Source organism: Streptomyces sp. NPDC059696 (assembly GCF_042733745.1).
Lineage (GTDB): Bacteria > Actinomycetota > Actinomycetes > Streptomycetales > Streptomycetaceae > Streptomyces.
The window spans coordinates 18,792-40,038 of sequence record NZ_JBHWFG010000044.1 but is presented as its reverse complement, the minus strand read 5'-3'; the positions used below and the strand labels follow the sequence as shown (position 1 = coordinate 40,038).

General features: G+C 74.5%; 17 protein-coding genes and 1 pseudogene. 10 read left to right on the top strand and 8 right to left on the bottom strand.

The features are described 5' to 3' along the window. Both hypF and ACFV20_RS32880 read right to left on the bottom strand, forming a co-directional pair. Complete coding sequence (gene hypF / locus ACFV20_RS32885) at positions 1-2,286, bottom strand: carbamoyltransferase HypF (protein WP_385663619.1); 2,286 nt, start codon at positions 2,284-2,286, stop codon at positions 1-3. After that, positions 2,283-2,789: a hydrogenase maturation protease gene (locus ACFV20_RS32880; protein WP_385663616.1), complete on the bottom strand. Its 507-nt coding sequence runs from the start codon at positions 2,787-2,789 to the stop codon at positions 2,283-2,285. Before ACFV20_RS32880 ends, hypF begins: the two co-directional genes overlap by 4 nt. A gap of 287 nt (positions 2,790-3,076) precedes the next feature. Here ACFV20_RS32880 and ppdK point away from each other — a divergent pair, with 287 nt between their 5' ends. After that, on the top strand, positions 3,077-5,761 hold the full coding sequence (ppdK, locus tag ACFV20_RS32875) for a pyruvate, phosphate dikinase (protein ID WP_385663613.1): 2,685 nt from the start codon (positions 3,077-3,079) through the stop codon (positions 5,759-5,761). Positions 5,762-5,878: 117 nt separating this feature from the next. On the opposite strand, the gene ACFV20_RS32870 is transcribed toward ppdK, so the two are convergent. Next, the gene (locus ACFV20_RS32870; RefSeq protein WP_385663610.1) at positions 5,879-6,769 is read right to left on the bottom strand and encodes a universal stress protein; all 891 of its coding nucleotides are present in this window, start codon (positions 6,767-6,769) and stop codon (positions 5,879-5,881) included. 93 nt (positions 6,770-6,862) lie between these two features. Beyond that, complete coding sequence (locus tag ACFV20_RS32865; RefSeq protein WP_385663607.1) at positions 6,863-7,426, bottom strand: rhodanese-like domain-containing protein; 564 nt, start codon at positions 7,424-7,426, stop codon at positions 6,863-6,865. Positions 7,427-7,499: 73 nt separating this feature from the next. Here ACFV20_RS32865 and ACFV20_RS32860 point away from each other — a divergent pair, with 73 nt between their 5' ends. Next, positions 7,500-7,781: a metal-sensitive transcriptional regulator gene (locus ACFV20_RS32860; protein WP_385663604.1), complete on the top strand. Its 282-nt coding sequence runs from the start codon at positions 7,500-7,502 to the stop codon at positions 7,779-7,781. Positions 7,782-8,130: 349 nt separating this feature from the next. Here the strand turns inward: ACFV20_RS32860 and ACFV20_RS32855 are convergent, their stop codons facing one another. Both ACFV20_RS32855 and ACFV20_RS32850 read right to left on the bottom strand, forming a co-directional pair. Beyond that, on the bottom strand, positions 8,131-9,720 hold the full coding sequence (locus tag ACFV20_RS32855; protein ID WP_385663601.1) for an FAD-dependent monooxygenase: 1,590 nt from the start codon (positions 9,718-9,720) through the stop codon (positions 8,131-8,133). Continuing rightward, a complete protein-coding gene (locus ACFV20_RS32850; protein WP_385663598.1) occupies positions 9,717-10,292 on the bottom strand; it encodes a hypothetical protein in 576 nt (191 codons plus the stop codon). Before ACFV20_RS32850 ends, ACFV20_RS32855 begins: the two co-directional genes overlap by 4 nt. A gap of 468 nt (positions 10,293-10,760) precedes the next feature. On the opposite strand from ACFV20_RS32850, the gene ACFV20_RS32845 reads away from it, so the two are divergent. The 4 genes from ACFV20_RS32845 (at position 10,761) to ACFV20_RS32830 (ending at position 14,929) form a co-directional block, all read left to right on the top strand. After that, the gene (locus tag ACFV20_RS32845) at positions 10,761-11,240 is read left to right on the top strand and encodes a hypothetical protein (RefSeq protein WP_385663595.1); all 480 of its coding nucleotides are present in this window, start codon (positions 10,761-10,763) and stop codon (positions 11,238-11,240) included. Positions 11,241-11,467: 227 nt separating this feature from the next. Beyond that, positions 11,468-13,198, top strand: a complete 1,731-nt coding sequence (locus ACFV20_RS32840) for a GAF domain-containing protein (RefSeq protein ID WP_385663592.1) — start codon at positions 11,468-11,470, stop codon at positions 13,196-13,198. Between the two features lie 476 nt (positions 13,199-13,674). Next, complete coding sequence (locus ACFV20_RS32835; RefSeq protein ID WP_385663590.1) at positions 13,675-14,406, top strand: CBS domain-containing protein; 732 nt, start codon at positions 13,675-13,677, stop codon at positions 14,404-14,406. Between the two features lie 16 nt (positions 14,407-14,422). After that, the gene (locus ACFV20_RS32830) at positions 14,423-14,929 is read left to right on the top strand and encodes a flavodoxin domain-containing protein (protein ID WP_385663587.1); all 507 of its coding nucleotides are present in this window, start codon (positions 14,423-14,425) and stop codon (positions 14,927-14,929) included. Here the strand turns inward: ACFV20_RS32830 and ACFV20_RS32825 are convergent. Beyond that, complete coding sequence (locus tag ACFV20_RS32825; protein ID WP_385663584.1) at positions 14,874-15,314, bottom strand: STAS domain-containing protein; 441 nt, start codon at positions 15,312-15,314, stop codon at positions 14,874-14,876. The genes ACFV20_RS32830 and ACFV20_RS32825 overlap by 56 nt on opposite strands. A 423-nt stretch (positions 15,315-15,737) precedes the next feature. Between ACFV20_RS32825 and ACFV20_RS32820 the strand changes: the two genes are divergently transcribed. After that, on the top strand, positions 15,738-16,415 hold the full coding sequence (locus ACFV20_RS32820; protein WP_385663581.1) for a helix-turn-helix domain-containing protein: 678 nt from the start codon (positions 15,738-15,740) through the stop codon (positions 16,413-16,415). Positions 16,416-16,434: 19 nt separating this feature from the next. Here the strand turns inward: ACFV20_RS32820 and ACFV20_RS32815 are convergent, their stop codons facing one another. Then, positions 16,435-16,893 (bottom strand): Crp/Fnr family transcriptional regulator, encoded by a 459-nt coding sequence (locus tag ACFV20_RS32815; RefSeq protein WP_385663578.1) that lies wholly within the window; start codon positions 16,891-16,893, stop codon positions 16,435-16,437. A 175-nt stretch (positions 16,894-17,068) separates the two neighbouring features. Between ACFV20_RS32815 and ACFV20_RS32810 the strand changes: the two genes are divergently transcribed. From ACFV20_RS32810 to ACFV20_RS32800, 3 genes and pseudogenes are all read left to right on the top strand, one after another. Then, positions 17,069-17,950: a universal stress protein gene (locus ACFV20_RS32810; RefSeq protein WP_385663576.1), complete on the top strand. Its 882-nt coding sequence runs from the start codon at positions 17,069-17,071 to the stop codon at positions 17,948-17,950. A gap of 181 nt (positions 17,951-18,131) precedes the next feature. After that, positions 18,132-18,911 (top strand): annotated as a pseudogene (locus tag ACFV20_RS32805) (oxygenase MpaB family protein); the annotation flags it as partial. A gap of 64 nt (positions 18,912-18,975) precedes the next feature. After that, positions 18,976-21,204, top strand: coding sequence for a tetratricopeptide repeat protein (locus ACFV20_RS32800; protein WP_385663574.1), 2,229 nt, complete (start codon positions 18,976-18,978; stop codon positions 21,202-21,204). Positions 21,205-21,247 lie beyond the last annotated feature (43 nt).

Here is a 21,247-nt window from a genome sequence, read left to right as displayed (position 1 = left end):
TCACCTCTCCCTCGCGAGCCGGGCCGCGGCCACCGCGGCCTGGCCGAAGCTGATGCCGCCGTCCCCGACCGGAACCTCGTGCCCGACCAGCACCCGCAAACCCTGGGAGCGCAGCCGTCGCCGCACCTCGGTCAGCAGCCGTCCGTTGACGAAGCAGCCACCGCCCAGACAGACCGTGCGGAGCGCGCCGCCCTCGGCGGCGTCCTCGACGGCCCGGGCGACGAGGTCCGCCGTGACGCGGGCGAGCGTGAGGTGGAAGGCGGCCGCCAGGTCCCGCACCGGCTCACCGCCCGCCCGCCGCTCCAGCAGGTCGGCCAGCGTGGACGACGAGTCGTACACCCACAGGCCGCCCGCCCGCACGATCCGGTGGGCGAGCGGCACGGCGTGCGCCGTCCCGGCCGCGGCCTCCAGACGCACGGCCGCCTCGCCCTCGTAGCCGATGGCGTCGGCGAGCCCGAGCAGGGCGGCGACCGTGTCGAACAGGCGTCCCGCGCTGGACGCCCGGGGGCAGTTGACCCGGCGGGCCACCATCGCGCGCACCACGGCGGCCTCGGACGGGTCGAGTCGTTCGGTGAAACGCCGGACGAGACCGGGGGAGGGGCGCGGCGTGCCCAGAGGTTCGGCGTCCAGCAGGTGGCCCAGGGCAGTACGGGTGGGGTGGCGCACCGCCGCGTCGCCGCCGGGCAGCGGGGCGGTCGCGAACCTGCCCACCCGGCGGTATCCGCGCAGATCGGCGAGGAGGACCTCACCGCCCCACAGGGTGCCGTCGTCACCGAGCCCGAGGCCGTCGTAGGCGACCCCCACGAAGGGACCGCTCACCCCGTGCTCGGCCGCGGTCGCGGCCACGTGCGCGTGATGGTGCTGGACCGCGATCCGGGGGAGGGGCTGCTCCCGCGCCCATTGCGTGGACAGGTAGCCGGGGTGCAGGTCGTGGGCCAGTACGGCCGGTTCGATGCCGGTGAGCCGTTTCAGGTCGGCGTAGCACCGGCGGAACGCGTCGTACGCCGCCGCGCCGGACAGATCGCCGGTGTGCGGACCCGGATACGCCCTGCCGTCTCCCGCCAGCGTGAACGTGTGCTTGAGCTGCGCCCCGGCCCCGGCGAGCGGGATCCGCGCGGGGAGGGGCAGCGGCGCCGGTGCCAGGCCACGGGCCCGGCGGACCGTGATGCGCTGCCGGCCCTCGACGCGCACCACCGAGTCGTCATAGCGGGCCCGGATCGGCCGGTCGTGGGTGAGGAAACCGTCCGCGACGCGCGCGAGCGTCCCGAACGCCTCGTCGTCCCCCACGGCTATCGGTTCGTCGCTGAGGTTGCCGCTCGTCACGACCAGCGGACGGTCCACCTCGTCGAGCAGGAGGTGGTGCAGCCCGGTCGTGGGCAGGAAGAGACCGGTGCGCGGCACGCCGGGAGCGACCTCCGCCGCGAGGGGGTGCCGCCGCTTCGCCGCGAGCAGCACCACCGGACGCGCCGGTGAGGTGAGCACCGCGCGTTCGGTGGCGCCGACCCGTGCCAGCCGGGCCGCCGCCCCGATGTCGCGGACCATGACCGCGAACGGCTTCGACGGCCGGTGCTTGCGGTACCGCAGCACGGTCACGGCACCGCTGTCCGTCGCGTCACACACCAGTTGGTAGCCGCCGAGTCCTTTCAGCGCGACGACGCCTCCGCCGGTGACCGTCTTCGCCGCGGCCCGCAAGGCGTCCGCATCCCGCAGCTCGTCCCAGGCGATCCGGGGCCCGCAGGCGGGGCAGGCGACGGGCTCGGCGTGGAAGCGGCGGTCTGCCGGGTCGGCGTACTCGGCGGCGCAGTCCCGGCAGAGCGGGAAGCGGCGCATGGTGGTGCGCAGACGGTCGTAGGGAAGACCCTCGATGATCGTCGCCCGCGGTCCGCAGTCGGTGCAGTTGATGAACGGGTAGTGGTACCGCCGGTCGGTGGGGTCGTACAGCTCCCGCAGGCAGGCGTCACAGAGGGCCGCGTCGGGAGGAATCTCACGGGCGGCGGTCCGGGTGCGACCGGGCGCGCTGCGCCGCACCCGGAATCCTTCGGCCGGGGTGGTGCGACCGCTCGACAGGTCGACCCGCCGTACGCGGGCCAGCGGCGGCGCCCCGGTGCCGAGCCGGGCGGCGAACTCCTCGATCGCCCGGGGGTCACCCGCGACCTCGCCCTCCACATGACCGTCCACGTTCGCCACCCAGCCGTCGAGGCCGAGGGCGTCGGCGGTGCGGTACACGAAGGGCCGGAAGCCGACGCCTTGCACGGTTCCGTACACGCGGAAGGCCCGTACGGTCATCGCTCGCCTCCCGCCTCCGCGGCCAGGTGACGGAGGATCTCGTTCTCGACCGAGTCCGCCAGCGGTTCCACGACGTCCGCCACGGCCGGCGTCAGCCCGGTGCCCACGCAGGCGTCGGAGCCCTCCACCGCGTACACGACGAGGCGCTCCGGCAGCCGGCCCAGGACGCGGGCCAGGTCGACCGCCTCACCGAGGCCGAGACCGTGCGAACTGGTCGTGGACGGCTGCCCGAGGCGCTCGGCGTCCAGCTCGATCCGGTGGATCCGGCCGGCGGCCCCCGGGTGCGCCTGCGCCGCGTCCACCACGACGGCCAGCCGGGCACCCTCCCACAGCGCGATCAGGCGGGCCGGGTCACCGTCGCAGTCCGACACCACGGTGTCCGGGACGAAGGCCGGGTTCTCGGCCCGCTCCCGCAGCAGCGCGGCGACCGCCGGGCCCACGCCGTCGTCGCGCCGGAACTCGTTTCCGACGCCGATGACGACGATGCGCGCAGAGGACTCCATGACTCCACGCTGAGGGTCGTCCGACCGCGGCTCCAGGGCCGAACGGCCCTCATCGGCAGGCCGGGTCGCCCGCATGCGGGGGGCGCCGGGCCGACCGAGACCGGGCACAGGGGCCCCTCGGCCCTCGCCGAGGACCGGGTGGCCCCTGCACGGTGCCGTCCGGGTCGGTGAAGCTGGCGGTGCGGAGCACAGGGCACCGCACCCGCTCCGATCCGCCGCTGTCCCGCACGCCGACCGTGCTCGCCTTCGAGTCCGTCGTGCGGCACGACTGAGAGATGCGATCCGACATGAACACACCGACCCGGTACGTGTACGCGTTCGCCGAGGGCAACCGTGAGATGGCCGCCCTGCTCGGCGGCAAGGGCGCGGGTCTGGCCGAGATGACCCGGCTCGGTCTGCCCGTCCCACCCGGCTTCACCGTCACCACCGAGGCCTGCCGTACGTATCTGGCGACGGGCCAGGAGCCGCCGGAGCTGGGCGTGGAAGTGGCCCGTGCGCTGGCGGCCCTGGAGCGGGCGATGGGGCGCGAGCTCGGCCGGGCCGACGACCCGCTCCTGGTCTCGGTGCGTTCCGGAGCGCGTTTCTCGATGCCCGGAATGATGGAGACCATCCTCGACATCGGTCTGAACGACGAGTCCGTGGCCGGGCTCGCCAAGGCCTCCGGGCAGGAGCGGTTCGCCTGGGACTCCTACCGGCGCCTGCTGCAGATGTTCGGCCACACCGTGCTGGGGGTGGACGCGAACCTGTTCGAGCGGGTCATGGGAGCACACCGGGCGGCGCTGTCCGCGACCGGCGACCAGGCCCTGGACGCGGAGCAACTGGGCCGCGTCGTGGAGGAGTTCAAGGAAGTCATCCGCCGGGAGACGGGCGAGGACTTCCCGCAGGACCCCTTCGAGCAGCTCTACCGCGCGGTCCGCGCGGTCTTCGGCTCCTGGAACAGCGAACGCGCCCGCGTCTACCGCCGCCGCGAGCACATTCCCGACGACCTCGGCACGGCGGTGAACATCCAGACGATGGTCTTCGGCAACCTCGGGCCCGACTCCGGCACCGGCGTCGCCTTCACCCGCGACCCCGCCACCGGCGAGCAGGGCATGTACGGCGACTACCTGCCCGACGCCCAGGGCGAGGACGTCGTCTCGGGTGTGCGCAACGCCGTGCCGCTGGCCGAGCTGGCCGACCTGGACCCCCGGTCCTACCGGCGGCTCGCCGAGCACCTGCGCGCGCTGGAGACCCACTACCGCGACCTGTGCGACGTCGAGTTCACGGTCGAGCGCGGACGTCTGTGGATCCTGCAGACACGGGTCGGCAAGCGCACCGCCGAGGCCGCCTTCCGTATCGCGCACGACCTCGCCGAGGCGGGCACGATCACACCCGACGAGGCTCTGGCCCGTGTCGGCGGTACGGAACTGACCCGGCTGATGTTCCCCCGTTTCGCCACCCGTGCCTCCGACGTGTCACTCGCCCGCGGCGTGCCGGCCTCGCCGGGTGCGGCCGTCGGCGTCGTGGTGTTCGACTCCGGGGCCGCCGTGCGCCGTGCGGCCGCCGGGCAGGACACCGTCCTGGTCCGCCGCGAGACCACCCCCGAGGATCTGCCCGGCATGATCGCCGCCCGCGCGGTCCTGACCAGTCGCGGCGGCAAGACCAGCCACGCCGCCGTCGTCGCCCGCGGCATGGGCAAGGTCTGCGTCTGCGGCGCCGACACGCTCGTCGTCGACCCCGCCGCCCGGCAGTTCACCACGCCGGCGGGCGCCGTGGTGCGCGAGGGCGACACCCTCTCCGTCGACGGCACCGCCGGCACCGTGTACCTGGGCGCCGTGCCGCTCACCGCCTCCGAGGTCAGCGGATGCCTGGAGACGGGCCGGGCGACCGGGCCCCTCGCACGAGCCGTCCTGAGCCTCCTCGACCACGCCGACTCCGTGCGGCGCCTGGAGGTCCGCGCCAACGCCGACACTCCCGAGGACGCCGCTCGTGCCCGGCGGCTGGGCGCCCAGGGCCTCGGGCTGTGCCGCACCGAGCACATGTTCCTCGGCGACCGAAGGGCCCTGGTCGAGGCGATGATCCTGGCCCGCGACGACACCGCGCGCGAGGCCGCGCTGGTAGCCCTGCTGCCGCTGCAGCGCGAGGACTTCACCGGCATCCTGGCGGCGATGGACGGTCTGCCGGTGACGATCCGGCTGCTCGACCCTCCCCTGCACGAATTCCTGCCCGACCGCACGGACCTGGCGGTCCGCATCGCCGCCACCGCCCACCCCGATCCGCACGACCGTGATCTCCTCGCCGCCGTGGAGCGGATGCACGAACAGAACCCGATGCTCGGACTGCGCGGGGTACGCCTGGGACTCGCCGTACCCGGTCTGGTGGCCATGCAGGTCCGGGCCGTCGCCGAGGCCGTCGTCCGGCGGCTGCGCGACCACGGCCGGCCCCGCGCCGAGATCATGATCCCGCTGGTGGGGACGGTGGAGGAGCTGCGGTTGGCGCGTGCGGAGGCGGAGCGGGTGCTCGCCGAGGTCGCGGGGGAGACGGGAACCGCCCTAGGCTGCCCGATCGGCACCATGATCGAGCTTCCCCGTGCGGCACTCACCGCCGGCCGGATCGCCGAGGCGGCCGACTTCTTCTCGTTCGGCACCAACGACCTCACCCAGACGACGTGGGGCCTGTCCCGCGACGACGCCGAGGCCTCCTTCTTCCCCCTGTACCTGGAGGAGGGCGTCTTCGCCGCCTCCCCGTTCGAGACCCTCGACCAGGAAGGCGTGGGGCGTCTCGTGGAACTCGCCGTGGAGGCCGGCCGTGCGGTCGACCCCCGTCTGGAAACCGGTGTCTGCGGTGAGCACGGCGGGGATCCGGAGTCCATCCACTTCTTCCACCGGGCCGGACTGGACTACGTCTCCTGCTCACCGTTCCGCATCCCGGCGGCGAGGCTGGAGGCGGGGCGGGCGGCCCTCGCCGATGCCGCCGGCAGCGACAGCAGGTGACGCCGCCGCACCCTGGCCCCATCTGTCCCGCGGGGGGCGTCGAACTGCTCCATGCCGTGCAGGGCGTCCACCTCGACGACGACGTCACCGTCGCGTGAGCCGGGCCGCAGCCGCCCGTCAGGCTTCTCGGCGGCGCTCACCCCGTACCACCGCCACCGGGCAGTGCGCGTGGTGCAGCACGGCCTGGCTGACCGATCCCAGAAGCAGTCCGGCGAATCCACCGCGCCCTCGTGCGCCGACCACCAGGAGCTGAGCCGACCGGCTCGCCTCGATGAGCGCTTCCCGCGAGCCGCCGTGCACCACCTCGCGCCGTACCGTCACGTCCCGATGGCGTTCCCGGGCCTCGGCCAAGGTCGTGGAGAGCAAGCGTTCCGCCCGCTCGGCGAGGGCTTCCGAGGGATTCGCCGAGGGTGGCGCCACTTCCTGGGAAGGGCTCGTGCCGCTCCACGCGGTCCAGCAGTGCACGGCGAGCAGGGGTGCGTTCCGCCACGCCGCCTCGGCGAACGCGAAGCCGACGGCGTGCCGCCCCGCGGCCGAGCCGTCGACGCCCAGCACGACGGGCCCGTCTCCGCGTGGTGGTTCGCGCACGACCAGGACGGGACACGAACCGTGCGCCGCGAGGTGGACGGCCTTCGACCCTGCCAGGAGGCCGATGAACCCGCCCATGCCCCGCGAGCCGACGACCACCAGGTCCGCGGACCGTGACTGTGCCTCGAGGACGGTGAGTGGCTCGGCGGCGATCACGACGTGGCTCACCGCGATGTGCGGCGCCACGGTCCGGGCACGAGCGACCGCCTGGGCCACGGTCAGCCGGGCCGCCCTCCGCAGCTCGGCCTCCGGCGGTCCGGGCGCCGGCACCCCCGAGGCCACAAGGGGCGCGGGCATGGTCAACGCATGGACCACCCGCAGCCCGGCCCCGCGCGACGACGCCTCCCGGGCCGCGGCCTCGGCCGCGGCGAGACCGGACGCCGAACCGTCCACGCCCACGATCACGAGACCATGCACCATGTCTCCCTCGCACGACGCGTCACACCGTTCCCTCTCCAGGTTCACCCCGGCGAGGCCCGCGTGCCTCCAGGGGACGGCCGCGGGCCGGGGACATCAGCCGCTCAGCGCGGCGAGCGTGGCGTCGAGATCGGCGGCCCTCGGCCGGTTGTGAGGGAGCCTGGCGAGCAGGCGGGCCATGCCGCAGGTGTCGGTGAGGGCCGAGAACACCAGACCGCCCCCGACGCCCGCGGAGACAAAGCGGGCCCCGGGCCACAGCCGCCCGGCGAGCAGGCCCGCCACCACGAGGGACCCGGCGGTCAGGCGTACCTGGCGCTCCATCGGCCAGGGGGCGCGAACGCCGGCGGGACGGTGGACGTCGTGGCCGAGCTGGGTCCAGGCGCTGGTGCCGCCGGTGAGGGTGGCGGCCGGGACCCCGGCCCCCGCCAGCCGCCGGCAGGCCTCGACGGAACGGGCTCCCGAGGCGCACACGACCAGGAGGTCGCCGCGTCCGGCGGCCGCCCTGAGCACGGACAGGGCCTCATCGAGGTGGTCGAGCGGGACGTTGTGCGCGCCGGGCAGGTGGCCGGTCGCGTATTCGCCGGGAGTGCGGACGTCGATGACGGTCAGCTCGTGCAGGCGGGCGCCGACCTGATCGGCGGTGAGGGAATGATGGGTCACGGGAATGTCCTTTGCTCTCCGTACGTCACCCCTTGGGTAGGATACCCGTGGGGGTATCCGAAGGAGTGCGGTCGTGGAACTGCCGATGGCGGCTGAGGAACTGAAGACGGCGGTCAACCGGTTGCGGCGGGCACAAGGCCAGATCGCCGGTGTCATCAGGATGATCGAGGAGGGGCGCGACTGCGAGGACGTGGTCACCCAGCTCGCCGCGGCGTCCCGTGCGCTTGACAGGGCGGGCTTCGCGATCATCGCCACCGGCCTCCAGCAATGCCTGACCGGCGGTGACATGGCGGCCGCGGAGGAGCGTGAGCGGATGCGGGGACGGCTGGAGAAGCTCTTCCTGTCGCTGGCCTGAGAAGCCAGAGAGAAGCGTGCCGGTCCCGGCCCGTTCCGGTCGGCCGGTCATGCCGGCGCGTCGGCGAGCATGAACACGGCGACCGCCGGCAGCACGACGGCGAACGCGCGCTGCAGCAGCCGCCCGGAAGTTGCCCAGACCGTCGCATTCCAGGGTGTCGACGAAGAACACGACCACGACTCCTCTTGGGGACGGTGTAACCCCGGGGGTATCTGTTCCTCACCGTAACAGAAATACCCCCTGGGGGTATTATCGCGGAGCCGGAGCCGGAGCCGAAGCCGAAGCCGAAGCCGAAGCCGGAGTCGGGAGAGCGGAGGCGGGAGGCGGCCACGCCCTCGTCGCATCGCGATCACGCCCCGGCGGGAGGCGAGGCCGTCGCGCCGGCCAGCGCCAGCCAGCCGAGCAGCCCGGCAGGGTCCGCGGCGCCGCACTGGAAACCGACATGCCCGTCCGGACGGACCGCCACCAGGCCCCGGCCCGGACTGTTCGCCAGCCGCAGGACGGCGACATGGGGTCCGGTGGCCGCCCGCGGCGGTGAGTCGGCGTCGCGCTGCAGCAGCAGGTGCACACCCGGACCGGCCAGCAGCCGGTGCAGCCGCTGCGGGGCCCCTCCGACGGCGACGGTCGCGTCCGGCAGCCGGTCGCCCGGCCGGGGGGCGCCGCGCAGGGGCGGCGTTCCCTGCACGGACAAGGGGCTCTGCCGGTAGGTCACCCGCAGCTGGGAGATGACACGGATGCCCTCCGAGACCAGCCGGCGCTGCCGCAGCAGGGCGGGTACGGCCGGGGCCAGGTACGGGGCGGCCACCCCGCGCAGCCAGCCCGGGACCCGACCGGTCGACGCCTCCGCCCAGAACGCCACGTGGGTGAGGAGGAGCCGTCGGTGGGCCGCCGCCCTGCGCTCCACCTCGTAGGAGTCCAGCAGGATGTCATCACCCGACTCCGACCGGAAGCCGCCCTCGGCGCCGCCTGCCGCGAAGGCGAGTTTCCAGCCGAGGTTCACGGCGTCCTGGATGCCGGCGTTCATGCCCTGACCCGTGGCGGGTGAGTAGTTGTGGGCCGCGTCCCCGGCCAGGAAGAGCCGCCCTCCGCGGAACCGCCGCGCCAGGCCGCAGCGCAGCGGCACCCGGGCCGACCACGCCAGCCGCTCGATACGCACTCGCGCCCCCGCGTCGTTCAGAAGCCGCTGGAGCTCACCGCGCGGGACGGCGGGGCCGGGCCGGCCGAACTCCCGCCCGGTCCGTCCCCCTGCCGCCCGCGTCGCCAGCAGCCGCCAGGCGGCCTGCTCGCCGAGTGGGAAGAGGAACACCAGTCCGTCACGCCCGGCGAACACCTGGGCACCGGACGGGTCCGGGGTGCCGGGGGCGCTCGCCAGGTCGAGGTCGGCGAGGACCACTTCCACGGCGTAGGGCCTGCTGCGCCATTCGATGCCCGCACAGGCCCCCACGGTGCTGTCCGGGCCGTCGCAGCCGGCGACGAAGAGACAGCGGACCTCCTCCGTGCCCTGTGGTGATCGCAGGACGGCCGCCGCGTTCCGCTCGCCGTCGAGCGCGTCGACCAGTTCGGTGCCCCGCTCGACGCGCACACCGCGGTCGGCGAGCGCGCGCGTCAGCACGTCCTCGACGTCCGTCTGCCGCACGAGGGTCAGATGGGGGTACGCCGTCCCGGGCAGCGCGAAGTCGGCCAGCTTCGTCTCGACCTCTCGGGAACCGAGCCGCAGAACCGCGGTCGGAGCGGTGTCGGACCGTGCGAGCAGGGTGCCGGTGACTCCGAGGGGACGCAGCACCTCCAGTGTGCGGGGGTGCAGGATGAGGGCGCGTGAGGGCCGGAAGAACTCGGGCCGGCGCTCCACGATCCGGACCCGTGCCCCATGGTCATGGGCGACCAGGGCCAGGGTGAGTCCGGTGGGGCCCGCCCCGGCGACCAGCAGGTCCGTCGTCATGGCCGCGTCTCGTGCGTCACGCGCCACCACTGAGGGGCGTCGTCGCCCCCTGCCGCCCGCTCGATCAGTCCGGGGTCCGCCAGGACATCGTCACGGCGGACCCCGGGCAACACCTTGTACCGGATCGAGCCGGGCACGCTGACCAGGGCCAGGACCCGCCACAGGGAGCGCGCGTAGCGCTCGGCGCGCCGCGGGCCGTCCCACTCGTACACGCCTCGGTAACGGCCGTCCTCGTCGTGGGTCAGCCACAACTTCGAGGTGAAGCCGGGGAAGCCGACGAACAGCGGGGTGTTGAGCAGACTCTCCGCCCGGAACAGCGCGTGCCCGGCACCGCGGACCAGGCGCAACCGGAAGGTGACCACCAGCACGCACGCATCCTTCGCCAGGCCGCTGCCGAGACGGGTCTCCCGGTACACGCGGGACGACGTGCCGTCGGCGAAGCGGATGCGGGTTCCCACGCGCTCTCCCGGCAGGTGGACCAGGCGCCGGGCGAGCAGCACCCAGCAGGAGAGGACGCTTGCGGCCACGGCCCGCCAGGCCTCGACGGGGGTGAGTGGCTCCTGTTCTCTCATCACGGTCTCCTCGCTGCCGTGATCAGTGATGGGGGGCTACGGCGACCGGGCACCGTCCGTGACGGACGAAAGGGGGGAGCCTTCGGCGGCACAGGGGCGGCGGCCGCCGCCAGGTGTGTCCTCTCTTCGAGGATCGCCCCGGCAGGCGCCGACGCGCACGCCGGCGGAGGCGGCTCGGCGCGGCCCCCGGGACGCACGTACGGCCCCCGGGACGCACCGTACGGCCCCCCGGGACGCACGTACGGTCACGCAGGGACCTTCGGCCCTGTGCCCGAGACCGCTGCCGGGCGATGGTGGAAGCAGTGGTCGAGCAGGGATCAGCGACCTGCCGGAGGTCCGCTCATGAACAAGCGACGTTCTCCGTACGCCTCTGGTCCGCCCCCGTCCCGCAAGCATCACGCTGCAGCGGGGGCGAACCCACTGAGGCGTCCGTCCGACAGGTTCGAATGCTGGTTCCGGCGCGTCCTGATGCTCGTCCTCGCCGTCGGACTGCCGCTCGCCGCCGTCGGCGCGGGAATGACCGCCTACGGGTCCACGATGCGCACCGCGCACGCCCAGACCGCTCAGCGGCACGAGGTCACCGCCCGGGTGACCAGCGCCGTCGCGGACGACGGCGGAGCGGCCAGGCAGCCGGCGGAGGTTCGCTGGACGGAACAGAACGGCACCGTCCACACCGGAACCACCCCGGTGCGGGCCGGAACGCCCAAGGGCGAGACGCTACGGATCTGGGTGGACCGGGCCGGAACCATCACCGGTCCGCCCGTGACCGCGACCACCGCCTGGAGCAACGGCTTCTTCACGGGCGGGATGGCGGCCCTCGGCATGGTGGTCGGCGTCTACGCGGTGCGGGCGGGCGTCGGCCTGGTCCTCGACCGGAGAAGGTTCGCCCAGTGGGATGCCGAGTGGGACCTGGTGGAACCCCGTTGGTCGGCGCGTTTCCGCCGGTGAAGCGAGGGGCGTGCGGGGCGGTGACACCACCGGCCCGCGCCGTATCGGGTGCGGGCGCAGTGCGCGCCGCCGGGACAGGGCCCCCGCGTGGGCGACGACGTCCGTCCTCTCTCCCCACGATGGCCCGGCCTCGCACCGGAATCCGGCCGATCACGCGGTGACGCACTATCGTGAGCCTCAAGCGGGCGCTTCCCCCAGTGCGTCCGCCGGACCGGTCGGAGGCGACGATGAGCGGGGAACGGGCCGGCCGTTCCGAGCAGCGGCTGCCCAAACTGCGGCTGGACGAGCTGCTCGACGAACTCCAGGCGCGGATCGACGCGGCGCGGGGCGCTCAGGACCGCGTGCACAGCCTGCTCGAAGCGGTGCTGTCCGTCGGGCGGGAACTGGACCTGCCGCAGGTGCTCCGGCGCATCGTCGAGGCCGCCGTGGTGCTGGTGAACGCCGAGTACGGGGCGCTCGGCGTCATCGGCGACGACCGCATGCTGTCCGAGTTCCACACCGTCGGGGTCGGTGACGAGCAGCGGGCCCGGATCGGCGACCTGCCCAGCGGCCACGGCATCCTGGGCGAGCTGATCCGGCACCCCGAGCCGCTGCGGCTGGCGGAGATCTCCGAGCACGAGTCGTCGTACGGCTTCCCGCCCCACCACCCGCCGATGCACTCGTTCCTGGGCGTGCCCATCCGGGTCCGCGACCAGGTGTTCGGCAACCTCTACCTCACCGAGAAGCGCGACGCGTCGGAGTTCGACGCCGAGGACGAGTCGGTGCTGTCGACGCTCGCGGTGGCGGCGGGGGTGGCGATCGAGAACGCCCGGCTCTACGAGGAGACGCGCCTGCGCGAGCGGTGGCTGGGAGCGAGCTCCGAGGTCACCCGCGCACTGCTGTCGGGCGCGCCGGGCAGGGACGTCCTGGAACTGATCGTGGAGCAGGCCCGGCAGATCACCGACGCCGACGTCGGGATGATCGCCGAGCGTGTGCCGGAGGAGAACGCGCTCCGGCCGCTGCTCGCCGTCGGGCTGGACGCGGACCGGCGCAGCGGCCTGGTGGTGTCGGGGCGGGACGGCTTCGTGGCCGCCGTCCTGACGACGGCCGAACCGGTGGTCAGCGCCGACATCCAGGAGGACGCGCGCACCGCTCCGGACGCCGCGCAGTGGGCCGGGGTGGGGCCCGTGGTCGGTGTGCCGCTGGAGGCGGGCGGCAAGCCGGGCGGGGTGCTGCTGCTGGGCCGTGCCGCGGGCCGTACGCCCTTCACGGACGCCGACACCCGCCCCTTGCTGGGTTTCGCCGGGCAGGCCGCACTGGCGCTGGAGCTGGCCGAACGGCGCCGGGACGCCGAGCAGATCGCGTTGCTCAGGGACCGTGACCGGATCGCCCGTGACCTGCACGACCTGGCCATCCAGCGACTGTTCGCGGCCGGCATGACCTTGCAGAGCACCCAGCGCTTCGTCGACCACCCGGAGGCGGTGGAGAGACTGGCGCGCACCGTCGACGACCTGGACGAGACCATCAAGATCATCCGTTCGACGATCTTCGGACTGCGGGCGCAGGGCGGCACCCGGGAGGGGAGCGGACTGCGGGCCCGGGTGTCGGACGCGGTCACCGCCGCGACCACGTCCCTGGGTTTCGCTCCGGCGGTACGGATCGAGGGGCTGGTCGACACGGACGTACCCGGCGACGTGGCCGATCACGCCGTCGCGGTGCTGGGCGAGGCCCTGAGCAACGTGGCCCGGCATGCCGGCGCCCGCTCCGTGGACGTGCATCTGGTGTACGCCCAGGGGGAGTTGACGCTCGCGGTGAGCGACGACGGGCGCGGGATCCCCGCGCATGCCGTGCGCAGCGGGCTCAAGAACATGGAGGAACGGGCCGCGGCGCTCGGCGGCCGGCTCCGGCTCGGCGAACGCCCCCAAGGCGGCGGCACCCGGCTGGAGTGGCGCGTACCGGTCCGGCCGACGGCGGGCTGACGGGGGATCGCCGGGGACGGCCCGCGGCGACGGACGGCCGGCGTCGGTGGGGGCCCTCGCACGGTGCCGGGGCATCCGCGGTCGGGGGACCCCGGCGCAGTGCCGATGATGTCCAGGTGCCGGCGGGCGGCACCGGCACGGTGCCGAGGCGGGCGGTCGCGTTCCGGCGGCCCGGTTCAGGGGCCCCGGTGCTCGCTCCCTTCAGGCTGCTTCCGCTGTGAGGCGAGGACGGCGGCATGGACCACGGCCGGTCGAGGCGGCCGTCGCGGTCGTCTTCGAGCAGACGTGGTTCCGGCCCGGGCCGGTCGGCCCCCGGTCGACCCCGGACAGCCCATGCGGTGGTGGCGCCGCCCGACGGATGCTCGAAGAGCGGAGTCCGGAGGACACCGCCAGGACGCGCGAAGTGCCGCCGGGTGCCGGTGCGCCGGCTCCGACGAGTCGGGGCTCCCGCCGGGACGGCCCGGGGAGGAGGCATCATGCAGCACGACAAGGTCGGCTCCGTGATGACCATGGACGTGGTGCGCGCCGGGTACGACACGCCGGCCGCGGAGGTGGCCCGGCTCCAGGCCGACCACCGGATCGGCGGACTGCCCGTGGTGGACGACGACGACCGGGTCATCGGGGTCGTCTCCGTCTCCGACCTCGTGACCGAGCGGACCGCGGCCCCCGAACGGCACGGCACCAGCCGCCGCTTCGGCCTTCCCGCACGGTCACCCGCCGCCCGTGGGCGCGCCGGGCGGGCGACGGCTCGCACGGCCGGCCGGCTGATGAGCACGCCGCCCGTCACCGTGCACGCCGAGGACACCATCGTCGAGGCGGCGCGGACCATGGTCCGACGCGAGGTGAAGAGGCTGCCGGTGCTCGACGAGGAGGACCGGCTGGTCGGGCTCGTCACCCGGAGCGACCTGCTCCGGGTCCTCGTGCGGCCCGACGAGGACATCCGTGACGAGGTGATCGGCGAGGTCCTGGTGCGGGTCCTGTGGCTGGACCCGGGCAGCATCGACGTCTCCGTCGGGGACGGGGTCGTCACACTCGCCGGGCGGCTGGAACGCCGGAGCGAGGCGGAGATCGCCGTCGCCATGGCACGGCGTACCGACGGCGTCGTCGCCGTCGTCGACGAGCTGTCCTGGCGGCTGGACGACACCCGCCTGCGGTCGGACGAGCGACTGCTGCACCACGTGGCCGACGACCGGCTGCGCGAACTGTGAGAGGAGGCGGACCGTCATGCCGACGAACGTGCTCGTCGCCTACGGAACGACGAACGGATCGACCGGGGAGATCGCCGAGACGATCGCGAGGGTGCTGCGCGAGGAGGGGCTGGCCGCCGAGGCGCTCCCCGCCGGTGCCGTGCCGAGTGTGACGGAGTACGACGCCGTCGTGGTCGGTGGCGGTCTGTACGCCGGCCACTGGCACAAGGACGCCCGCCGCTTCGTCCGCCGCCACCGCGCGGCCCTGGCCGAGCGCCCGCTGTGGTTCTTCAGCAGCGGCCCGCTCGACCCCTCGGCCTCCGAGCGGGACATTCCGCCCGTGCCGTGGGTGAAGCGGGCCATGAACCGGCTCGACGTGCGCGAGCACGTCACCTTCGGCGGCTGCCTGCGCGAAGGTGCCAAGGGCTGGGTCGCCCGGATGATCCTCCGCAACGGAAAGGGCGGGGACTTCCGCGACATCGAGCAGATCAAGGCGTGGGCGGCGTCGATCGGACACGAGACGGCTCTCGCGCGACCCGTGTGACCCCGTCGGTGGCCACACTGCCGGAGGGCGTGGCCGGGGCCCCGGCCACGCCCTCCGGCATGCCCGGAAGCACCTCGAAGACCCCGGCCAGCCCGGTGTGCCGGAGGAGGCGCGGAAGGAAGGTGCCGTCGGCGACCAGCCGCAGCCGGCCGTGCCGGGCCCGCACGCGGTTCCGCGCCCGGCACAGGACGCCGAGCCCCACGCAGTCGATGAACGACACCGGACGCAGGTCCAGCACCAGGTCGGGACAGGGACCGGCGGTCGCCCTGTCGAGGCCGGCCCGCAGCGCCGGGGCCGTGAGCAGGTCGAGTTCGCCGGCCAGGGTCAGGACGCGCGTGGTGCGCTCCTGTGGCGGCGGTCCGGACCTGCCGGGGTCGTCGTGCATGGTCCGAGCAAAGCCCGCCGGGCGGGGCGCGCGGTAGGGCCGATCGGCCCTGGTCGTGGGACGCAAGGACACGCGGGGTGCGCGGCCCCGGCCGTACGCCCCTCAGGACCCCGGCGGGCCGGCGGCCGGGGCCGACCGGCCCAAGCGCGTCCCGCCGATCCGCGCGAAGCTGGAACTGCTGTGCACACCGGCACATCGCCCGGCCACCGGCACACGGCCCCGGCCACCGGCACATCGCCCGGCCACCGGCCCACGGCCCCGGCCACCGGCCCACGGCCCCGGCCACCGGCCCACGGCCCCGGCCACCGGCCCACGGCCCCGGCCACCGGCCCCTCGCCCCGGCCGGTGACCTGCCGGGCGAGGAGCCGCATCAGGACGTCGTCCCCGACCGGGCGGCCCGACGATCGAGAGAGGTGACGCGCCATGACCGAACGAGCCTCGTCGCACGCCGCGGAAGGCAGCCCGAAGGGCGACCTCGGGCGGCGGATCACCCAGCGGCGCACCGAACTCGGCCTCAGCCGGCAGGAGGCGGCCGCCCGGGCGGGCATGTCACCGGCCTACCTGCAGTACCTGGAGGAGCGACCGCCGGCCGACCCTGGCGCGGGCACCCTCCTCCGGCTGGCCGGGGCACTGAAGACCACGGTGTGGCACCTGACCGGTGGCGACACGGAACTGCCCCCGGGCCTCGGCCGGGCCGCCCGCACCCCACGGTTCCGTGAGCTCACCGAAGCGGAGTGCCGTTCCCTGCTCTCCACCCACGGGGTGGGACGCCTCGCCGTGCCCGCGGACTCCGGGCCGCTCGTCGTACCGCTCAACTACAGCGTGGTCGACGGCGGGATCGTCTTCCGCACGGAGCCCGGAACGGCCCCGGCCCAGGCGGACGGCCAACGGGTCGCCTTCGAGGTCGACCGCATCGACGAGGCGTTCAGCGAGGGCTGGAGCGTCCTGGTGCGAGGTCCCGCGACGACCGTGATGGACCCGGACGAGACCGCCCGTCTCGCCGAGCAGGCGTACAGCACACCCTGGGCGGGAGGCCGGCGCGACCTGTGGCTGCGGATCGAGCCCGTCGCCGTCACCGGACGCAGGATCAGCGTGACCTGAACGCGCGCGCCCCGGCCGCTCACAGCCCGCTGCCGCTGCCGTAGGGGCCGTACAGGTCGAGCAGCCGGACCCGCGTCGCCTGCAGCCGGTGGGCGACGACCCGGCCGACCCAGTCCGCGATCGCACGGCCGAACTCGGGATCCCGCAGGCACATCGCCCGTACGGCCTCCGCGTCGAACTCGTGCGCACGCACCGGAGTCACCGCTTCCGCGCCCAGATGCCACACGTACGGCGCGAAGTGCCAGGACCAGCCGACCAGCTCGCCGTGTCCCAGGGTCTCGACCACGGCCGCTTTCCGGCCCGGGATGTGCAGATCGAGCGCGACCGTCCCGGTGCGCACGATCCAGAACCGGTCGGCACGCATCCCTTCGTCGAAGAGGCGTGTGCCCGTGTCGAAGGACACCTCGCGGGCCACGCGCATCAGCCGCTCGCGGTGTCCGGCCGTCAGGCCCGCGGCCAGGTGGGTGGTGGAGGTCATCGCTCGGCTCCCTTCAAGCCCGTGGTCTGCCGACTCCAGCCTGGGCCTCGCCCCCGCGGCGCACCACGGGCCGAACGGCCCCGGCGGGGGGCCCGACCGCCCCTCGCTTCCGGCTGCCGCGGCTGCGACGGTGAGGGCGGATCCCCACGATGCCGTGAACGAGGCGGTGGGCACGATGACGAGGGAACGTCCCCTGGTGGTGGGGGTCGACGGATCCGACGGTTGTCTGCCGGCGGTCGACTGGGCGGTGGACGAAGCGGCCCGCCACGGGCTCCCTCTGCGGCTGGTCCACGGCTCGCTGTGGGAACGGTACGAGGGCCGCACCCCGTCGGCCGGCCTGGACCGCCCCGCCGGGCAGGTGAGGGCCGACCACATCGTCGCCTCCGCCGCCGAACGCGCCGTGCGGCGCGACCCCCGCGTGAAGGTGTCCACCGATGTCCTCCTCGCCGACGCGACGGACGCCCTCCTGCGCGCGGGCGACCACGCCACCGCGCTGGTCACCGGCTCGCGCGGCCGCGGCGAACTGAAGGGACTGCTGCTCGGTTCCGTGGGTCTGGCCGTCGCGGCGCGCGCCCACTGCCCGGTCGTGGTGGTCCGCGGGGACAAGGCCGGCCTGGCCGGCACCCACCAGCGGGTCCTCCTCGGCGCCGGCGGCCCGTCCACCAGCGGGGAGGCCGTGCGTTTCGCCTTCCGTGAGGCGCAGGCCCGAGGCGGTGTCCTGGATGTCGTCCGGACCTGGCGCCGCGCCGCGCACACGTCATCGGGCGCGTCCGGCCGGGAGCACGAGGAGCGGGCCCGCGCGGAGCTGGAGGAGCTGCTCGGCGCCGCCACGGCCGAGCATCCGGCGGTCCGGGTGCACCGCACCGTGCTCGAGGGCCCGGCCCGGAAGGTGCTCGTGCACCGCTCGGCCGCGGCCGACCTGGTCGTCGTCGGAGCACGGCGCCGGCAGGGGCACGTCGGGCTCCAGCTGGGCACGGTGGCCCACACGCTGCTGCACCATGCCGCTTGCCCGGTGGCCGTCGTGCCGCACGGAGCCTCGCGGGAGCCGCCCGCGTGAGGGAGGACGCGCCGCTCGGCTAAGGGGGCGCAGCACCGCCCAAGGCGCCGGCTCGGAGCCTCTCGACCCGCTGTTCGAGCTGTGCCATCGTGTGCGCCGGGCGGAGGTGAGGCGTGTGAGCGGCGCGGACCCCGGACTGTTCGGTCCGGAATCGGTGACCTGGCAGCTCCACAGCGACCCCATGATGTGGATCGCCGGCGTCCGGGCACTCCACCTCCAGGCCCTGCACCCCCGCGCCGTACGGGGCGTCCTGCAGAACTCCGACGTCCGGCGCGACGCCTGGGGCCGGCTGATGCGCACCGCGAGCTTCGTCGGAACGACGACGTACGGCACCACCGAGGCGGCCGAACGCGCCGGTGCCCGCGTGCGCAGGATCCACCGCGCGCTGAGCGCGACCGACCCGGACACCGGCGAGCGCTACGCCCTCGACGAACCCGCCCTGCTGCTGTGGGTGCACTGCGCCGAGATCGACTCCTACCTGCACGTCGCACGCCGCTCCGGGTTCCGGCTCACCGACGCCGAGGCCGACCGGTACATCGCCGAACACCGGCAGAGCGCACGCCTGGTGGGCCTCGACCCCGACGCCGTTCCCGGCGACCGGGCCGAGATGGCCGCGTACTTCGAGAAGGTGCGCCCCGACCTGGCCGCGGGACCCGAGGCACGCGACGTGGACGACTTCCTCCTCCGCCCGCCGACGCACCCCCTCCTCGTACCGGCACGCGAGGTGCTGTGGCGGCGCGTGGCGCACTTGGCGTACGCCTCCCTGCCGCCGTACGCCCACGAGTTGTACGGCAGACCCGCTCCCGCACCCGCCACCGTCACCCGCCGACTGCGCCTCGCAGGCCTCCTGCTGCGCCGCATTCCCGCACGTGTGCGCTGGCAACTCCCGCCCAAACACATCCTGCGGGCCATGGCGAGTCTCGGCCCCGGCGCGCGCCCGGCACCGTACAAACTCGGACGACAGGCCGCCATACTGGGTGGGCCGAGGGGCGGGCGGACAGCTACCGGGGGGAGCGTCGCGCGACATGGGGGACAGCAGGCTCATCCAGGGCCGGTACCGGCTGCTCGATCTGATCGGGCGCGGCGGCATGGGCGAGGTGTGGCGGGCGCGGGACGAGTCCCTGGGCCGGCACGTCGCCGTCAAGTGCCTGAAACCGCTGGGCCCGAACCACGACCACGCCTTCACCCGGGTGCTGCGGGAGCGGTTCCGCCGCGAGGCCCGGGTGGCCGCCGCGCTGCAGCACCGGGGCATCACCGTCGTGCACGACTTCGGCGAGTCCGACGGCGTCCTCCACCTCGTGATGGAGCTGCTGGACGGCCGCAACCTCAGCCAGCTCCTGGAGGACAACAAGCAGCACCCGCTGCCGGTCGCGGACGTCGAGGAGATCGCCGAACAGGTCGCGGCCGCCCTCGCCTACTGCCACGAGCAGGGCATCGTGCACCGGGACCTGAAGCCCGCCAACATCGTGCGGCTCGGCGACGGCACCGTGAAGATCTGCGACTTCGGCATAGCCCGGCTCGGCCACGACATCGGCTTCACCTCCCGGCTGACCGGCACCGGCATCGCCATGGGCACCCCGCACTACATGTCCCCGGAGCAGATCGGCGGCACCGAGGTCGACCAGCGCAGCGACCTGTACTCGTTCGGCTGCGTGCTGTACGAGATCGCCACCGGGGTACCGCCGTTCGACCTCGGCGACGCCTGGGCGATCCTCGTCGGCCACCGTGACACCCCGCCCCGCCCGCCGCGCGAGCACCGCGGCGATCTGCCGGAGTACCTGGAGCAGATCATCCTCGACCTGCTCGCCAAGGAACCCGGGCAACGCCCCGATGACGCCCGGGAGCTGGCCCGGCGGATCAGCGCCCACCGGGCCGCTCCGGTGTACGCGTCCGCCGTGGCGGCCCGCCCGGCACCGGGCGGGGCCGCCGGCGCCGCCCGGCTGCCGTCCTGGACGCGCGGCATGACCACCGGCCGCAAGGCGACCGGCACGGCACTGCGCACCGCGCCGCCGGACCCCGCGGCGGGACTGTCCGGCGAGTGGATCGCCCGGCCCGTCGCCGGCCCCGTCGTCGAGCAGCCCGCCCCCGCACAGCGGCCCGCCCCGCCCACCGAAGTCCTGACCGCCCTGGCCGGCCGGCACAACGCGGGCCTGAGTCTCGGCCGGCTCGGCCGCTGGACGGAGGCGGGCGAGGTGCACCGGGCCGTCGCGGCCGAACGCGAGCACCTCCTCGGCCCCGACCACCCCGACACCCTCGCCAGCCGTTACGAGGTCGCCTTCACCCTCAGCCGCACCGGCCGCGCCGCGGACGCCCTGCGCGAGTACAAGCACGTCACCGGAGCCAGGATCCGCACCCTCGGCGCCGATCACCCCGACACCCTCGCCGCCCGGCAGGAGATGGCGTACGTGCTCGGCCAGTTGGGCCGGCCCTTCGACGCCCACCGCGTCTACACGTCGGTGCTCACCGCCCGCGAGCACCTCATGGGTCCCGACCACCCCGACACCCTGCGCTGCCGTCACAACCTCGCCTTCAACCTCACCCGTCTCGGCCGTCTGGAGGACTCGTACCGGACGGCCCGCGAAGTGGCCGCCGCCCGTGCCCGTGTGCTCGGCCCGGACCACCCCGACACGCTCGTCACCCGGTACGAGGTCGCCTACACCCTCGGCCGGCTCGGCCGTTGGCCCGAGGCCCTGGAGATCTACCGTGACGTCGCCGAGGCCCGTGGCCGCGCCCTCGGCCCGGACCACCCCGACACGCTCGCCGCCCGGCACGAGACCGGCATCAGCCTGGGCCGCCTCGGCCGTGGCGCGGAAGCCCTCGACCTCTACACGGACCTGGTCGCGGACCGCACCCGCAGCCAGGGGGCCGGTCACCCGGAGACGCTGCGCGCCCGCCACGGCCGCTGCGTCAACCTCGGCCGGCTCGGCCGCTGGGAGGAGGCCCTCGCCGAGTCCCGCGAGGTGGCCGCGCTCCGCGAGCAGGTCCTCGGCCCCGACCACCCCGACACCCTCGTCAGCCGCCGCGAGGTCGCCGTCGGCCTGGGCTGGCTGGGCCGCTGGCCCGACGCGCTCACCGAGTACCGGCACGTGGCCACCGCCCGCGAACGCGTCCTCGGCCCCGACCACCCCGACACCCTCGCCGGGCGCAACGACGAAGCCCACTGCCTCGAACAGCTCGGCCGCGGCGCCGAGGCCATGGCCCTGTACCGGAGAGTCGCGGCCCTGCGGGAGCAGCGGGCCGCGGCCGGGCGCTGACCCCGCCGGAAGGGGCGGGCGCCGTCTGGCCGATCCGGATCAC

What these genes read in the sequence shown, in the direction of transcription:
- ACFV20_RS32815 (WP_385663578.1), bottom strand. Translation starts at nt 16,893, where the DNA reads ATGACCTCCACCACCCACCTGGCCGCGGGCCTGACGGCCGGACACCGC.
- hypF (WP_385663619.1), bottom strand. Translation starts at nt 2,286, where the DNA reads ATGACCGTACGGGCCTTCCGCGTGTACGGAACCGTGCAAGGCGTCGGC.
- ACFV20_RS32820 (WP_385663581.1), top strand. Translation starts at nt 15,738, where the DNA reads ATGACCGAACGAGCCTCGTCGCACGCCGCGGAAGGCAGCCCGAAGGGC.
- ACFV20_RS32840 (WP_385663592.1), top strand. Translation starts at nt 11,468, where the DNA reads ATGAGCGGGGAACGGGCCGGCCGTTCCGAGCAGCGGCTGCCCAAACTG.
- ACFV20_RS32800 (WP_385663574.1), top strand. Translation starts at nt 18,976, where the DNA reads ATGGGGGACAGCAGGCTCATCCAGGGCCGGTACCGGCTGCTCGATCTG.
- ACFV20_RS32810 (WP_385663576.1), top strand. Translation starts at nt 17,069, where the DNA reads ATGACGAGGGAACGTCCCCTGGTGGTGGGGGTCGACGGATCCGACGGT.
- ACFV20_RS32845 (WP_385663595.1), top strand. Translation starts at nt 10,761, where the DNA reads ATGCTCGTCCTCGCCGTCGGACTGCCGCTCGCCGCCGTCGGCGCGGGA.
- ACFV20_RS32825 (WP_385663584.1), bottom strand. Translation starts at nt 15,314, where the DNA reads ATGCACGACGACCCCGGCAGGTCCGGACCGCCGCCACAGGAGCGCACC.
- ACFV20_RS32835 (WP_385663590.1), top strand. Translation starts at nt 13,675, where the DNA reads ATGCAGCACGACAAGGTCGGCTCCGTGATGACCATGGACGTGGTGCGC.
- ACFV20_RS32880 (WP_385663616.1), bottom strand. Translation starts at nt 2,789, where the DNA reads ATGGAGTCCTCTGCGCGCATCGTCGTCATCGGCGTCGGAAACGAGTTC.
- ACFV20_RS32870 (WP_385663610.1), bottom strand. Translation starts at nt 6,769, where the DNA reads ATGGTGCATGGTCTCGTGATCGTGGGCGTGGACGGTTCGGCGTCCGGT.
- ACFV20_RS32850 (WP_385663598.1), bottom strand. Translation starts at nt 10,292, where the DNA reads ATGAGAGAACAGGAGCCACTCACCCCCGTCGAGGCCTGGCGGGCCGTG.
- ppdK (WP_385663613.1), top strand. Translation starts at nt 3,077, where the DNA reads ATGAACACACCGACCCGGTACGTGTACGCGTTCGCCGAGGGCAACCGT.
- ACFV20_RS32855 (WP_385663601.1), bottom strand. Translation starts at nt 9,720, where the DNA reads ATGACGACGGACCTGCTGGTCGCCGGGGCGGGCCCCACCGGACTCACC.
- ACFV20_RS32830 (WP_385663587.1), top strand. Translation starts at nt 14,423, where the DNA reads ATGCCGACGAACGTGCTCGTCGCCTACGGAACGACGAACGGATCGACC.